The organism is Bilophila sp. (genome assembly GCF_057864385.1).
This window is the reverse complement of the sequence record NZ_DBMAFI010000083.1, coordinates 1-13,217: the sequence shown is the minus strand read 5'-3', so window position 1 is coordinate 13,217 and position 13,217 is coordinate 1. Positions and strand designations below refer to the sequence as shown.

The following is a 13,217-nucleotide window of genomic DNA, read 5'->3' as shown; positions in this document are numbered from 1 at the left end:
GGCCCATTTTTCGTCTGAAATATCGTGTCTGCTCATGCCAGACATCAAAACAACAGAAAGACGAAAAGTCGAGAACTTATTTAGAGACAGCTCCTAGGGCATGTTCACACTCTGCTGAATTTTTCCCATGACTGAAGAGGGTTGAAGGAAAATGCAGCACTGCTCAAAAAAATAGGCTGTGTTATAGAAAATGGTTGATGCTTTTTTCCTTGCTCCAAAGGGATACCCGGCAAAATGCCTTATCCGTAGCTCCCGCCCCTCCCGGCGCGAACCGAGAGGGGGGATCCAAGCAAAATGCCTTATCCGTAGTTCCCGCCAAGAGGAAAACTGGAGAAAAAGGCTGTATTTTCAATGTACTGTGAAGATGAAACAACCACAAACTATAACAGAGCCCAAAAAAACAAGGATAACCATCTGTAAAAAATATATTTATTCTTTGTTTTCGTGAACAGGCCCTAGGAAAAAAGGGGAATGAGGCTTGGGGAGGCAAAGGAGAACCTTTCTTCAGAAAGGTTGCTCCCTCCCCCCTCCCTCTCCCAAAACTTTCGTAACGGGGACGGGGGCCGTCTGGAACCCTGCCGCAGGATGCGACTGCCTTACTTCGCAACATGATGAAATAATAAGCCTTCCTTATTGTTCCATCAGCGGGCCCCAGACATTGTATCGGCACCCTCCTTTGGGCTTCAAAAAGGCATCAATCGTTTGCTGTGATACAGCTATTTGAAAAACACAGAGCGGGTACGTCAGGCCTTCGCCAAGAAAGCGCCTGACGCCCACAGGACGGCGGACGGCGCGGCGAAGCCGTGGCGTTCGCCGCACTGGGGGGGTCCGGGGGGAATCATTCCCCCCGGGCAGGTCCGGGCGGCAGCCCGGCCGCCGGAGGCATTCTCCCATGAGCACGACAGAACAAGACATCATCATCGTAGGCGGTGGCATATCGGGCGCCGCGCTGGCATACGGGCTTTCCGGCAAGGGCCGGAAAGTGGCCGTGCTGGACGCGCCGATCGATACCAATAAGGCGTCGCGTACCAACGTAGGGCTGATCTGGTGCCAGTCGAAATTCCTGCACCTGCCCAACTATGCGAAATGGGGCTTCGTCTCCTCGCGGCTGTACCCGGCGCTGACCAAGGAGCTTGAGGAAGTTTCAGGCCATGCGATCCCGGTGAACTACACCGGCGGCATCATCCCCGTCCTGAGCGAAGAGGACTACCAAAAGCGCGGCGACTACATCGAAAAGCTGCGCGAGGCCCTCGGCGAATACAAGGGCAACATGATCGGCCGCGCCGAGCTTGAGAAGAAGCTGCCCAAGATCGGCTGGGGCCCCGAAGTCTGCGGCGCGGCGTGGTGCGAAGAGGACGGCGTGGTCGATCCCCTGTCCCTGCTGCGCGCCTTCCGTGCGGCCCTGCCCCGCGTCGGCGTGGACTACCGCCAGACGCTGGTGTTCGACGTGAAGCCCCATGCGGGCGGCTACCGCGTCACCACAAAGGACGGAACTTTCGACTGCCAAAAGCTCGTGCTCGCCGCCGGGCTGTCCAACCGCCGCTTCGTCCAGTTCGCCATGCCCACGCTGCCCGTTTACCCGGACAAGGGGCAGGTGCTGCTCGTCGAACGCATGCCTTTCGTCATGCCCATCCCGGTGCTCGGCGTCACCCAGACCTTCGGCGGCACGACCATCATCGGCTTCCGCCACGAGAAGGCCGGGCACCACACGCAGGTCGTGCCCTCCGCCGTGGCCTCCGAAGGCAAGTGGGCCATCCGCGTCTGGCCCGAACTCGGCAAGAAGCGGCTCATCCGCACATGGGCCGGGCTGCGCGTCATGCCCGAAGACAACATGGCGATCTACAGCCGCCTGCCGGGGCATCCCAACGTGACCCTCGTCAATACCCACAGCGCCGTGACCATGGCCGCGGCCCATACCCGCCTGCTCCCCGATTTCATCCTCGGCGGCGAACTGCCCGAAACCGCGCAGGGCATGACCCTCAAACGCTTCGGCTATTCGTGCTGAAAAGGACTACGCCATGCAAAACGAACCAACCGTTCATATCACCTTCGACGGGCAGCCGATGGAAGTCCCCGCCGGGATCAGCGTCGCCGCCGCCGTGCTCGGACATGCCCACGCCGGGCACACCTGCAAGCATCCCGTGGACGGCAGCGCCCGCGCCCCGTACTGCCTCATGGGCGTGTGCTTTGAATGCCTTATGGAAATCGACGGCGAACCGGATGTCCAATCCTGCCTCGTCACCGTGCGGGAAGGCATGACCGTGAGGCGCCAACTTTCCGGGGAGGCCGAATAATGGACAGAAACATGGATCTCATCGTCATCGGGGCCGGCCCCGCCGGGCTTTCCGCAGCCTGCGCCGCGCGCTCCTGCGGGCTGGACGTAACCCTTGTCGACGAACAGGCGGCCCCCGGCGGGCAGCTTTTCCGCAACATCGAAACCCCGATGGCGCAGGCCCTGCTCGATCCCAAGGAACGCGCCGAAGGGCTTGAGCTCGTAAGGCGCTTCCGCGAATCCGGCGCGACCTACTACCCCGGCGCAACCGTCTGGGGCCTTGAGCCGCACCGGGTCTCGTGCACCATGAACGGCAAGGCCGAAGAACTGGCCGCCTCGCACATCATCATCGCCCCCGGCGGCATGGAACGGCCCGTCCCCTTCCCCGGCTGGACGCTGCCCGGCGTCATGGGCGCGGGCGGGGCCGACATCCTGCTGCGCTCCGGCGGCACGCTCTCCGCCGACAAAAACGCCCCGGTCGTCCTTGCGGGCAACGGCCCCCTGCTGCTCCTGCTCGCCGGGCACCTGCTCGACGCGGGCGTGCCCATCGCCGCGTGGCTCGACACCGGCTGGTGGTCCCGCCGCATCATGGCGGGCGGCCTCATGCCCGCAGGCGTGCTTGACATGCCCTATGTCGCCAAGGGCATCAGGATGGCCCTGCGCGTGCTCAAGGGCAAGGTGCCGATCATCCGCAACGTCACCAATATCCGCGCCGTGGGCTCCGATCATCTGGAAAAGGTCGTCTACGACGCGGGCGGCAAGACCCACGAAATCAACGCCTCCACCCTGCTGCGGCACGAGGGCATCATCCCGCGCACGCACATCCTCAATTCCCTGAACGCCGAGCACGCATGGGACGGCGTCCAGCGGTACTGGCATCCCGTCGTCGATGAAAACGGACGCACCAGCGTGGACGGCATCTCCATCGCCGGTGACGGAACCTATGTCCACGGCGGCGACGCGAGCATGCTCAAGGGCACCATCGCCGGGGTGGAGATCGCCCGGCGCCTCGGCGTCATCAGCGACGCCGAAGCCGCCCACCGCAGCGGCCCGGCCCGCAGGCGGCTCCGCGCCATGCGCGTCGCGCGCGGGTTCCTGCGCTACGTGTTCGCGCCCAACCCGGCGATCTTCAATGTCCCGGACGAAACGCTGGTCTGCCGCTGCGAATGCGTCACCGCCGGGGACATCCGCAAGGCCGTGGCCGAAGGCTTCCGCGACGTCAACGAAGTCAAGCGCTTCACCCGCTGCGGCATGGGCCAGTGCCAAGGCCGCATGTGCGGGCCCGCGCTCGCGGAAATCACCGCCGCCGCCCAGTCCAAGGCCCCCGACGCCGTGGGCTGCCTGCAAGTCCGCCAGCCCTTCCGCCCGGTCAGCCTCGAAAACTACTGCAACCTCAACCTGCCCGGCTAAACGGGCCCGCCCCCTTCCCGCCGTCCGGGGAGGGGGCCACGGAAAATTGTCTATGCGGCTTTCCCTTTCCCTCCTCTGCCGGCAAGGACTTTGCCTTGTGCTTGCTGTCGGCTACATCGTCTGCCTATGCGCGGCGTCGCTCAATGCCGCGCCGAGGGTAGCCGAAGCGGGGAGCATCGCCAGCCTCGAACTGCTGCCGCAAGCGGAAAGCCCACACCTCGCCCCGGATGATCCCGCCCTCGCCGCGCCGACCCCCGAAACGTCGAACAAAAACCCGCAAAGCTGGGAAAGCCTGTTCCCGCTCCTTCTCGTCATCCTGTGGCCCCACCTGTTCCGGGCCGTCCGCCTCCGGCTCCAAAACCATCGGCTGCCGCGCCATACCGACATACGCGGCCTGCTCCCTCTCCCCACCGCTCCACCCGTTCGCGTATCCTGCCATGTCTGCTGAGGATTCCATTCCCCTTTTTCCGTAGGCCGTGCCATAGGAAATGGCTGACGCTTTCTTTCTCTCAATGCCAAGGGAATAACCGGCAAAATCCCCAACCAGAGAATCCGTCAACGGGAAAACGAGAGAAAAAGCCTTTCTTTTCATTGCATTGTGGAGATGAAACAACCACATTCCATGACAGGGCCTTTCCGTATCAAGCAGCGCCGCTCGGCCTGCGTCTAGGAGCATCCCATGACCATCCATTGGCTGGATTACGCGATCATCATCCTGTATTTCTTCGTCGTGGTCTACATCGGCTACTGGTCCATGAAGAAAGTCACCAACTTTGACGATTACGCCGTCGCCGGGCGCGGCCTCCCCATGTCCATCTTCTTTGCGGCCATCGCGGCGACCCTGTGCGGGGGCGGCGCAACCATCGGGCGCGTCTCGTTCATGCACACCACGGGCATCGTGGTCTTCGCCGGGCTTGTCGGCGTGGTGATCAACCAGATCTTCTCCGGCCTGTACATCGCCGGGCGCGTACACAACATCAAGAACGTCTACAGCGTGGGTGACCTCTTCGGGCTGTATTACGGGCGCGCGGGGCGGCTCGTCTCCAGCATCGTATGCTTTTTCTTCTGCCTTGGGCTGTACGGGGTGCAGATCCTGGCGATGGGCGCCATCCTCCAGACCGCCGTGGGCATAGACCTCATCCCGGCGGCGCTCATTTCCTCCATCATCACGCTGGCCTATACGTGGTCGGGCGGCATGCTCGCCGTGACCATGACCGACGCCGTGCAGTATGTGATCATTATCATCGGCGTGAGCCTGTGCGGGTATCTCGCCATCGACCATCTCGGCGGCTTCGATTCCATGATGGCGACCCTCAACAGTATGCCCCGCTATGAAGACAACCTGAAGGTGTTCTCAGGCTGGGGGCCGATCCAGTTCGCGGGCCTGTTCCTGAGCTTCCTGTTCGGGGAATTCTGCGCGCCGTACTTCATCCAGCGCTACGCCTCCACCAAATCCGCCAAGGACAGCAAGGCCGGGGTGCTGATCTTCTCCGTCCACTGGATCTTCTTCCTCGCCACCACCGCCGGGATCGGCCTCGCTTCCATGGCGCTCCAGCCCGACGTCAAGCCCGACCTCGCCTTCACCAACCTTATCCGCGACGTGCTGCCCATCGGCGTGACCGGCCTTGTGCTGGCGGCCCTGCTCGCCGCCGTCATGTCCTCCGGCGCGGCCTTCATCAACACCGCCTGCGTCGTGTACACCCGCGACATCTACAACAAGTTCATCAACCCCAAAGCCACGCAGGATCAGATGCTGCGCCAGTCCCGCATGTCCACCCTGCTCGTGGGCGGCGTTTCCATCGGCGTCGCCATCCTGTTCCAGGACGTGTTCGGCCTGATGATCTACATCTTCAAGCTGTGGCCTTCGGCGATCATCCCGCCGCTGCTGGCCGGGCTGCTCTGGGGCAAGGTGTCGCCCTACGCCGGGGCCCCCGCCGTGACCATCGGCGTCGTGAGCTGCTTCCTGTGGAGCGACAAGATGCTCGGCGAGCCCTTCGGCATCCCCGCCAACCTCATCGGCATCGGCCTCAACTGCCTGACACTGTTCGTCATCCACCAGATGACGAAGCACCGCGCCCCCTCGACGGGCATTTACGCCCCCGAAGCCCTGTAAGCCCGCAAGGAGACTCTCATGCTCGAATTCACGAAATACCTGATCTATGCGTCCTTCATCCTGAACATCGCCTGCGGCGTATGGGTCCTCACCGGCATCGTCCAGTGGATTGCGGAAATGAACAAGAAAAACTGACAGGAAAAATTCGGTTGAGAGGAGGGGCGGCGCTCTTCCCCCAAAAACCTCCTCCCAACCGATCCCCCCAACCTCCATCTCCAGCGGCTTTCCCTTCAGCGGATTCCGTCCAAAGGTTTGCCCCCGGCAGAAGGAGGTGGGGGAACGGCGCGGGAATCGCGCCCGGTGGAAACGGCTTTTCACGAATACGCATACGGCGGGCTGCCCGCCGTATGCCAACCGAAAAGGAGCGAACATGAAAGGTGGTAAGCTGTATTACGACATGCCCATCGGCATCTTGTGCCTCGAATCGCTGTTCCCGAAACCGCGCGGGCACATGCGCAACCCATTGACGTACCGCTTCCCGACGGTAACGCGGGTCATCCGGGGCGTGGACATCCCGCGCCTGCTGTTCAATCCCACGCCGGATCTGCTGGAACCGTTCATTCAGGCCGCGAAAGAGCTTGAGGCCGACGGCGTGCAGGCCATTACCGGAAGCTGCGGCTTCATGGCCCGCTTCCAGAACCAAATCGCCGCCGAGCTGCACATCCCGGTTTTCCTGTCGAGCCTGCTCCAGCTTCCGCTGGTGCGCCTCATGCACGGCGAAAAGGCCAGCATCGGCGTCCTCACCGCCAGCCGCCAGGCGCTGACGCCCGCCCATTTCGCCAACTGCGCGACGCCGATGGAGTCGGTACACATCCGGGGCATGGAAGGCAACCCCGAATTCTGGGAAACCATCATTGAAGGCAAGCGCCACGACTTCGACATGGAACGCCTCGAAGCCGAAATCGTGGGCTCCGCCGCCGCGTTTGCGCAGGAAAAGGCGCTCGACGCCCTCGTGCTCGAATGCACCGACCTCTCCGCCTTCTCCGCGCCCATCCAACGCGCCGTCAACCTGCCCGTCTACGACATCAATTCGCTCGTCGAATATGCCTATTACGCCGTCTGCCGGAAGGACTACTAGCCAGCCTCAAGGATTGCCAACCAACTATCCTGTTCTTGCAGTACATATAATTACGGGGCTGCCTTTTGCTGCGGCAGAACCATTGCAAAACAAGAAAGGCGAAGGGGGAAAACCTTCGCCTTTCCTCGTTATGAAAAGAAAGTCTCTGTTACAGTATGTGGTTGTTTCATCTCCACAGTATGGTGAAAATACAGCCTTTTTCTCAGGTCTTCCCCTTGGCGGGATCCACGGCTAAGGCGTTTTGCCGGTTATCCCTTTGGAGTTTCAAAGAAAAAAACATCAACCATTTCCTATAACACAGCCAAAAGAAAAACACCGCCTCCCCCACATGCCGCAGGAAAAACAAAAATGACGTTCATGCCTCCAACGAGCATGGACAAACCCTATAACCATATGAAATATAATCTAATACAAATATACCCCTTACACCCATGAACGCCATCCGTATGACCGGAGGGAAAGGCTATGTCCCGCCCCACGAAAATGGCCCGGTTGTGCGTCATCCACATGCCCGCAGGGAAAGACGCCAAAAGGGATTCGATAACGTCAAAAGTCTTTGAGAGAGGAGGGATGGGGGTTTGGGGGAAGGGAGGAGAGAACTTTCTTCAGAAAGTTCTCTCCCCAACATTCCCTACCCCCTACGCTTCACGGCACCACCAGATGACCTTACCGATGATGCGGACGGACTCGGCCATGTCGCCGCGCAAGTCCACTTCGATGGGATCGTAGCGCTCATTCAGGCTGCGGAGAAGCATCCTATGGCCGGGCAGCGTCTCGATCTGCTTGATGTAGATTTCCTCGTTGACACCCACGGCATAGATCGTGTGGGGATAAATCTGCTGCTTGCTCTGGTCGATGAGGGCCATGTCCCCGTGGCGGATCTCCGGCTCCATGCTGTCGCCGTAAACCTTCATGAGCACCATCTTGTCGGGGTTCCCCTTCCGGCACAGCCAATCGGAACGAAAGGCAAAATAATCCAATACATCGGCTTCGGTTTGCAGGCTTCCCACCCCGGCGGAAAGGCTCGCCGCCACCAGAGGGATGCACAACAGGTCGAGATCGGGAACCGCCGCGCCCGCAGGCGTCGATGCCTGAGACGTTGATGAGGCAGCCGGAGCATGGGAAGCCGGGGTGGATTCGTCCCCCTTCCCGAACATCAGCCAGTCCATCGACAGGCCGCACCGCTGCGAAACTTTGACCACCCATCCTTCCGGGATCTTGCGCTTTCGCCGGGCCTGGCTCACGGCCTGCGGCGAAACGCCAAGAAGCGCCGCAAGCTGGGCGTCGCGATGCAGCCCCGCACCGGAGAGGAGGCGATCCAGAATGGCATTGGAATCGGATTCGGATAGTATTGTGCTCATGGGCCAACCTATACCCTATCCTTGATTGTTTTGTCAATCTCAACTTGCCCCTTGCGAGAAATATAAATCAATTTCCGTTCAATTTATCAATTTTTAATTGACAAATAAACCAGACTCAGGCACTTTCAAAACGCGCCGGGAGAACGGCGGATTTCGTGGAGCGAGACGATAAGGAGAAACCTCATGGCTATCAGTGAAGATTTGCGGAGCGTACAGGCGACACTCATGCAGGGGCTGAACCTCGATAATGCACCGCTGTTGCGTCTGGTATGCAGCAACCTGCAATCCATCGCGGAACAGATCGAATCCCTTGAGAACCTCCCTTTGGCAACGCGGGATATCGCCGGAAAAGCCGGACGCCGCCGGGGGAAACGATGCGCCCTCGGTGCGGTGTAATGCCGATGGAGCCTTGTTTTCAATTGCAGTTGATGACAGTCAATAAAAGACCAAGGCTGTGTCATAAAAAAACGGTTGATGCTTTTTCCCCTGAAGCCCCAAAGGAATAACCGGCAAAATGCCTCAGCCGTGGACTCCACCAAGGGGAACGCTGAAAAAAGACTGTATTTTCACAGCACTATAGAAAAATGAAACAACCACATACTATGACAGAGCCACAACGAACGGAAAACCAAACAACTGTCATTGACCGTCATAAATATTAAGGTGACACCAGAGGATAATCCCTGCGGCAGGGCGTGAAGCTGGCCTCCTATGGGTATGGTATGAGCCCGTGCCGCTGTAGGCGGCTTGGGGAACAAGGAGCCCCTCCTGCTTCCTCTTCATCGCCTATACTGCAACTGCAATGTATCCCTATGCAGACTCTCCCTCTGCAAGTCAATTCATAGCGAAGCCACCTCAAGGCCGTCAGACTGCTGAAGAGCTGTTGTACTGTGGGAATATAGTTTTTGTAATATCCATAGTAAGGTTCATTCCTACGTGCATAACCCTTTAAAATATGTTTTCTTTGCCTGAACATCCGATACGGACGAAAAAAACTCGGCACAAAAGGCCATTTTTTTGCCTCCATCTGGTTGACTCCGGGCTACTCAGCCTTATGTTGAGTGAGTCAAAGAGATTCCGCCAAAGGAGGATTTGGTCATGACGAACAAGGAACTCGAAGTTATTGTTTGTAGCGCGATGAACGCTCATAAGGAGCAAGGGACGCCTTTTGACCGCGATGCCTTTGTAGCCCTCGTTAAGATGGCGCAGGCCCTCTACCCTCATACGACCTACGAACATCAGATTGATGTCGTCGCCCGCATGAAGAGTATCGTCGATCCGATTGATGGCTTCCATCCCCGCTGGGAAACGGACGATTTGTTCGCCGCCTGCATCAAGGCCATTGAAGCCAAGCAGCCGTCTTATAGCGTCCCCTATGATGATGTCGTCATTTTCATCGACAGCATCAAGATGGCTTTGAAGAGGCTTGACCTGAAGGTGGACACCTGCTCATGCCTCACCGCCCTAGCTGAAAAGCTGTAAATTTCTCAGCACCATTGCTGGAACAAACAGCCCGTGACACAGTTACGTCACGGGCTGTTTGTATTTGTTCCCTCAAGTTGCTTTTTTAAGGCTGTGCCATAAAAAATGGCTGATGCTTTTCCTTGAAGTTCCAAAGAGATAACCGACAAAATGCCTTAGCCAGAGATTCCGCCAAGAGGAAAACTGGAGAAAAAGGCTGTGTTTTTCCGAGCTGTGGAGATGAAACAACTCCATACCAGGCCGTGTCGCCAATTCGATAGAATCTATTGAAACTATTTAGCTACTTTCAAGCCACAAACAGATTATTTTCAAAAATTTCATATAATTATATGTAAAATAACGACACGGCCTGGGACTGAGCTTTTTTAATCAAGGAAAATACAAAAACAGGTTTTCTTCTGCATCCATACAATATTTGGGAACATGCTGTCATAGCATATGGTTGTTCTATCTACACAATACACTGAAAATACAGACTCGTGCTGATTTCTCCGCTGATGAGCTTCATGTTTGGGGCATTTTATTGGGTATTCCTTTGGCATTTCAAGGAAAAAAGCATCAGCCACTTCCTATGGCACAGCCTTTGGAAAAACAAAGGGGTCCCGCAGTTCACATCTAAACCCGGCACGGGACGTCCTTCTACAGAGACGCCCGTTCAGTTGCTGACGGCACATTCCCGAAACTGCCGACCAACCTCCCTCTCCCATGGCGACATTCTCTTGGCACCCCAAAAATCAATCTCAGATTGATTCATACGTCAATGTTCAGCCAACTCCGAGCCGCCCAGCCTATCAGGAAGGAAATACCCGCCACGCTGAAACTGATAGCAACCATCTCAGCAAACCCACGCACGAATGATTCTTTCCTCACCACGGATACGAAGTAGGTAAAGCCCAAAATGATCAGTGCCGCGTCGAACAGGCAGAATCCCAGAGCCGCCAGCGGGCTGTCGAACACGATGTAAGGCAACAGCAGGAAAGCGACGGTGATCATATAGGCCACGCCGGTATATACCGCCGCCTTAAACGGATGCTTTTCCGAACTGTCAGCCTTCTTGGACAAATATTCGGAAGCGGCCATCGACAGCGTCGCCGCCACCCCGGTAATGAACCCGGCCATGCCGACCATGCGGTTGTCATTGAGGGCCAGCGTAAACCCGGCCAGAGCGCCGGTCAGCTCAACCAGCGCGTCGTTGAGGCCGAGTACCATCGAGCTTATATAACTGAGTTTTTCCTCGTGAATCATGGCCGCAAGCTGCGCCTCGTGACGGGTCTCGTCTTCCATGATGCTCCGGGCTTCGGGCAATTCCTCCATGAGTTTCCGGTAATTCTCCGCGGAATCGTCTTCCCCGCCTTCCATCAGATTGATCACGAACACGAGCCCAAAAACTTTCCCAAGCACCACAAACAGCCACACCCGAAACATATCGGCTTTGGCTTCAGTTCCCGTATAACGGCCCCATACCGCACAATGCAGGCCTTCATCACGAGACATCTTTTCAAGGATTTCACGGTTTTTCGGCAAACTAGCCTGTTTTGCCAGCGCCGCGTACACACGCTGATCCGTGGCCTCGCGGCCCTGCATCCTTCGGATAACGGCCAACGTCTCTTCCTTCATAATCGCCTCCTCATAACCTACCGCTTTAATTGGCTTCACCGGAAATGGCAACCACTGAGAAGGGCTTGTCAGGGCCTTCCGAATGCGGCGGCGAGGAGCATGACGGCGGTACCGAGCTGAAGCGGATCATGCCATACGCTTGCACCCTCCGGGGCCCGGAGAGTCCATATGCAGGGCACGCAGGGAGCCGAAATGCACGCTCCGGCGGCAAGCCGATCCAAGGGGAAAAAGTCGTTGGTCGGCGCCGCGTCGAGCAGGCACCCAAACAGCGGCAATCCGGATAGATCGTCCGGCACGCAGGGGGTGCAGCCGGAGAGCGCCCCACAAGCGGCGCGGGCCTTTTCCCCATCCAAGTCGCACAGGAAAACCTCGTAGCCCGCGCGGGCCAGCGTCTCCGCACCGGCCCGGCCCACAGGCCCGGCCCCAAGCACAAGGGCGCGCTTTTCCAAACCCTTCCGCGCCGCCATACGTATCAGGGCGGTGGCAAACCCGCGCCCTGTGGCCCGCCCGTTTTCGCCTACGGTGCCGGTCAGGATGTTCTCAGCAAGGAACGTATCGTCGTCAGCCCAGATGAACAGATCAAACCCACCGCCCTTGGCGACCTGAAAGCCGGGCACGTCCGCCGGGAGCACATCGGCCTCAAAGCCAAGGTGGGCCGCAATGGAGGCCAATGAGTCCGCAAACCCGCCGATAACCCCTTCCCCAGACGAAATCGGAATCGCGCCTACCCGCAACTCCCGCACACCTGCGCGGGCGGTTTCGGGGGCGATGCCAAGCGTCCGGGACGCCAGCGTCAACAGATCGTCACCCGTCAGCTCTTCAAGCCGCCTTTCGTAGGTGGCCCATTCCGCTTCCATACCGGCAATATCGTTTTCCGTCAGCCGAGTCATGGCTCCTCCTTGGGATGGCGTGAATGTGGAAAACATACCCTCTGCGAACAAGGAAAGGCTACGTCATGGGGAAACGGTTGATGCTTGATTTCTTGAAATTCCAAAGGAATAATCGATAAAACACCCCAACCATGAAATCCACCAGCAGAAAATTGATAAAAAGCCTATATTTTCATCATGTTACTGATACAAACAACTACATGCCATGACAGAGCCAAAGGAAAAACTCCCCTCTTCCCCCAAGGCTTCGGGTGGGAAGCCGTGCGGAGGGGATCACAATATACCTGTAGGTTGAGAGGAGGATATGCCGGGAGCGGCATTTCAGCAAAGGTTTTCTCCGGTGCGGGGAAGATGCGGGAGGTACGGGGAGAAACAAGCCCGACGCCGATAAGGACAATGGAACGCCGGATCATGAAGCCCCCGGCTCAAGGGCGGCATCCCCCGCAAACGACCCGCCGTTAAGTGGGGCAGGTTGGCTGCAATTGGGGCGCGCTTCTCCAATTGAAGCCGCCCTTTCCAACACGCCTTTCCAGCCCGTTTCCTTGCCACCCCCTGCAAATGCGCCATACAACCGCTGGGCGGGATGCCACTTCTTCCACACCCTGCCCCACAAAGGTCAGGGTTGCGGCCCACGGGCCCGAAAGCAGGTTTCCACCAAAACGGAGCCTTCCCCTTTCAGATCTGCGGGCCAGCGTCGGCTTCAAACCGAATGCTCCAAGCCTCCCGGCACGAACGCGCCGGGCATCTCCGCCCCCGCAAGCAGCCCACCGTTAAGTGGGACAGGTTGGCTGCAATTGGGGCGCGCTTCTCCAATTGAAGCCACCCTTTCCAACGTGCCTTTCCAGCCGTTTCCTTGCCACCCCCTGCAAATGCGCCATACAGCCGCTGGGCGGGATGCCACTTCTTCCGCGTCCTGCCCCGCAAAGGTCAGGGTTGCGGCCCACGGGCCCGAAAGCAGGTTTCCACCAAAACGGAGCCGCTCCCTTTTCAGGGC

At 58.4% G+C, this 13,217-nt stretch carries 12 protein-coding genes; 8 read left to right on the top strand and 4 right to left on the bottom strand.

Features of this window, described 5'->3' with window-relative positions:
• Window positions 1-892 precede the first annotated feature (892 nt).
• The 6 genes from ACZM8Y_RS16285 to ACZM8Y_RS16260 all read left to right on the top strand — a co-directional run bounded on the left by ACZM8Y_RS16285 (window position 893) and on the right by ACZM8Y_RS16260 (window position 6,873).
• Window positions 893-2,005: an NAD(P)/FAD-dependent oxidoreductase gene (locus ACZM8Y_RS16285; RefSeq protein WP_482330603.1), complete on the top strand. Its 1,113-nt coding sequence runs from the start codon at window positions 893-895 to the stop codon at window positions 2,003-2,005.
• A 13-nt stretch (window positions 2,006-2,018) separates the two neighbouring features.
• A complete protein-coding gene (locus tag ACZM8Y_RS16280; RefSeq protein WP_308771659.1) occupies window positions 2,019-2,294 on the top strand; it encodes a (2Fe-2S)-binding protein in 276 nt (91 codons plus the stop codon).
• Entirely contained in the window at window positions 2,294-3,682 is a 1,389-nt protein-coding gene (locus ACZM8Y_RS16275; RefSeq protein WP_482330602.1) for an FAD-dependent oxidoreductase, read from the top strand. The genes ACZM8Y_RS16280 and ACZM8Y_RS16275 overlap by 1 nt, the downstream gene beginning before the upstream one ends.
• 52 nt (window positions 3,683-3,734) lie before the next feature.
• Window positions 3,735-4,130: a hypothetical protein gene (locus ACZM8Y_RS16270; RefSeq protein ID WP_482330601.1), complete on the top strand. Its 396-nt coding sequence runs from the start codon at window positions 3,735-3,737 to the stop codon at window positions 4,128-4,130.
• A gap of 231 nt (window positions 4,131-4,361) precedes the next feature.
• Window positions 4,362-5,795, top strand: coding sequence for a sodium:solute symporter family protein (locus ACZM8Y_RS16265; protein WP_487480235.1), 1,434 nt, complete (start codon window positions 4,362-4,364; stop codon window positions 5,793-5,795).
• Window positions 5,796-6,165: 370 nt separating this feature from the next.
• Window positions 6,166-6,873 (top strand): aspartate/glutamate racemase family protein, encoded by a 708-nt coding sequence (locus ACZM8Y_RS16260; RefSeq protein ID WP_302554469.1) that lies wholly within the window; start codon window positions 6,166-6,168, stop codon window positions 6,871-6,873.
• 638 nt (window positions 6,874-7,511) lie between these two features.
• On the opposite strand, the gene ACZM8Y_RS16255 is transcribed toward ACZM8Y_RS16260, so the two are convergent.
• A complete protein-coding gene (locus ACZM8Y_RS16255; RefSeq protein ID WP_302554468.1) occupies window positions 7,512-8,234 on the bottom strand; it encodes a LexA family transcriptional regulator in 723 nt (240 codons plus the stop codon).
• Window positions 8,235-8,417: 183 nt separating this feature from the next.
• Between ACZM8Y_RS16255 and ACZM8Y_RS16250 the strand changes: the two genes are divergently transcribed.
• The gene (locus tag ACZM8Y_RS16250) at window positions 8,418-8,630 is read left to right on the top strand and encodes a hypothetical protein (RefSeq protein ID WP_302554467.1); all 213 of its coding nucleotides are present in this window, start codon (window positions 8,418-8,420) and stop codon (window positions 8,628-8,630) included.
• A gap of 702 nt (window positions 8,631-9,332) precedes the next feature.
• On the top strand, window positions 9,333-9,716 hold the full coding sequence (locus ACZM8Y_RS16245) for a hypothetical protein (RefSeq protein WP_482334619.1): 384 nt from the start codon (window positions 9,333-9,335) through the stop codon (window positions 9,714-9,716).
• A gap of 750 nt (window positions 9,717-10,466) precedes the next feature.
• On the opposite strand, the gene ACZM8Y_RS16240 is transcribed toward ACZM8Y_RS16245, so the two are convergent.
• The 3 genes from ACZM8Y_RS16240 to ACZM8Y_RS16230 all read right to left on the bottom strand — a co-directional run.
• Window positions 10,467-11,333, bottom strand: coding sequence for a VIT1/CCC1 transporter family protein (locus ACZM8Y_RS16240; RefSeq protein ID WP_482334621.1), 867 nt, complete (start codon window positions 11,331-11,333; stop codon window positions 10,467-10,469).
• Window positions 11,334-11,401: 68 nt separating this feature from the next.
• A complete protein-coding gene (gene pylD, locus ACZM8Y_RS16235; RefSeq protein WP_337431417.1) occupies window positions 11,402-12,223 on the bottom strand; it encodes a 3-methylornithyl-N6-L-lysine dehydrogenase PylD in 822 nt (273 codons plus the stop codon).
• A gap of 700 nt (window positions 12,224-12,923) precedes the next feature.
• Window positions 12,924-13,217, bottom strand: a 294-nt coding sequence (locus tag ACZM8Y_RS16230) for a hypothetical protein (RefSeq protein ID WP_489501896.1), incomplete at its 5' end; no start/stop codon positions are given.

What these genes read in the sequence shown, in the direction of transcription:
- ACZM8Y_RS16285 (WP_482330603.1), top strand. Translation starts at nt 893, where the DNA reads ATGAGCACGACAGAACAAGACATCATCATCGTAGGCGGTGGCATATCG.
- ACZM8Y_RS16280 (WP_308771659.1), top strand. Translation starts at nt 2,019, where the DNA reads ATGCAAAACGAACCAACCGTTCATATCACCTTCGACGGGCAGCCGATG.
- ACZM8Y_RS16275 (WP_482330602.1), top strand. Translation starts at nt 2,294, where the DNA reads ATGGACAGAAACATGGATCTCATCGTCATCGGGGCCGGCCCCGCCGGG.
- ACZM8Y_RS16270 (WP_482330601.1), top strand. Translation starts at nt 3,735, where the DNA reads ATGCGGCTTTCCCTTTCCCTCCTCTGCCGGCAAGGACTTTGCCTTGTG.
- ACZM8Y_RS16265 (WP_487480235.1), top strand. Translation starts at nt 4,362, where the DNA reads ATGACCATCCATTGGCTGGATTACGCGATCATCATCCTGTATTTCTTC.
- ACZM8Y_RS16260 (WP_302554469.1), top strand. Translation starts at nt 6,166, where the DNA reads ATGAAAGGTGGTAAGCTGTATTACGACATGCCCATCGGCATCTTGTGC.
- ACZM8Y_RS16255 (WP_302554468.1), bottom strand. Translation starts at nt 8,234, where the DNA reads ATGAGCACAATACTATCCGAATCCGATTCCAATGCCATTCTGGATCGC.
- ACZM8Y_RS16250 (WP_302554467.1), top strand. Translation starts at nt 8,418, where the DNA reads ATGGCTATCAGTGAAGATTTGCGGAGCGTACAGGCGACACTCATGCAG.
- ACZM8Y_RS16245 (WP_482334619.1), top strand. Translation starts at nt 9,333, where the DNA reads ATGACGAACAAGGAACTCGAAGTTATTGTTTGTAGCGCGATGAACGCT.
- ACZM8Y_RS16240 (WP_482334621.1), bottom strand. Translation starts at nt 11,333, where the DNA reads ATGAAGGAAGAGACGTTGGCCGTTATCCGAAGGATGCAGGGCCGCGAG.
- pylD (WP_337431417.1), bottom strand. Translation starts at nt 12,223, where the DNA reads ATGACTCGGCTGACGGAAAACGATATTGCCGGTATGGAAGCGGAATGG.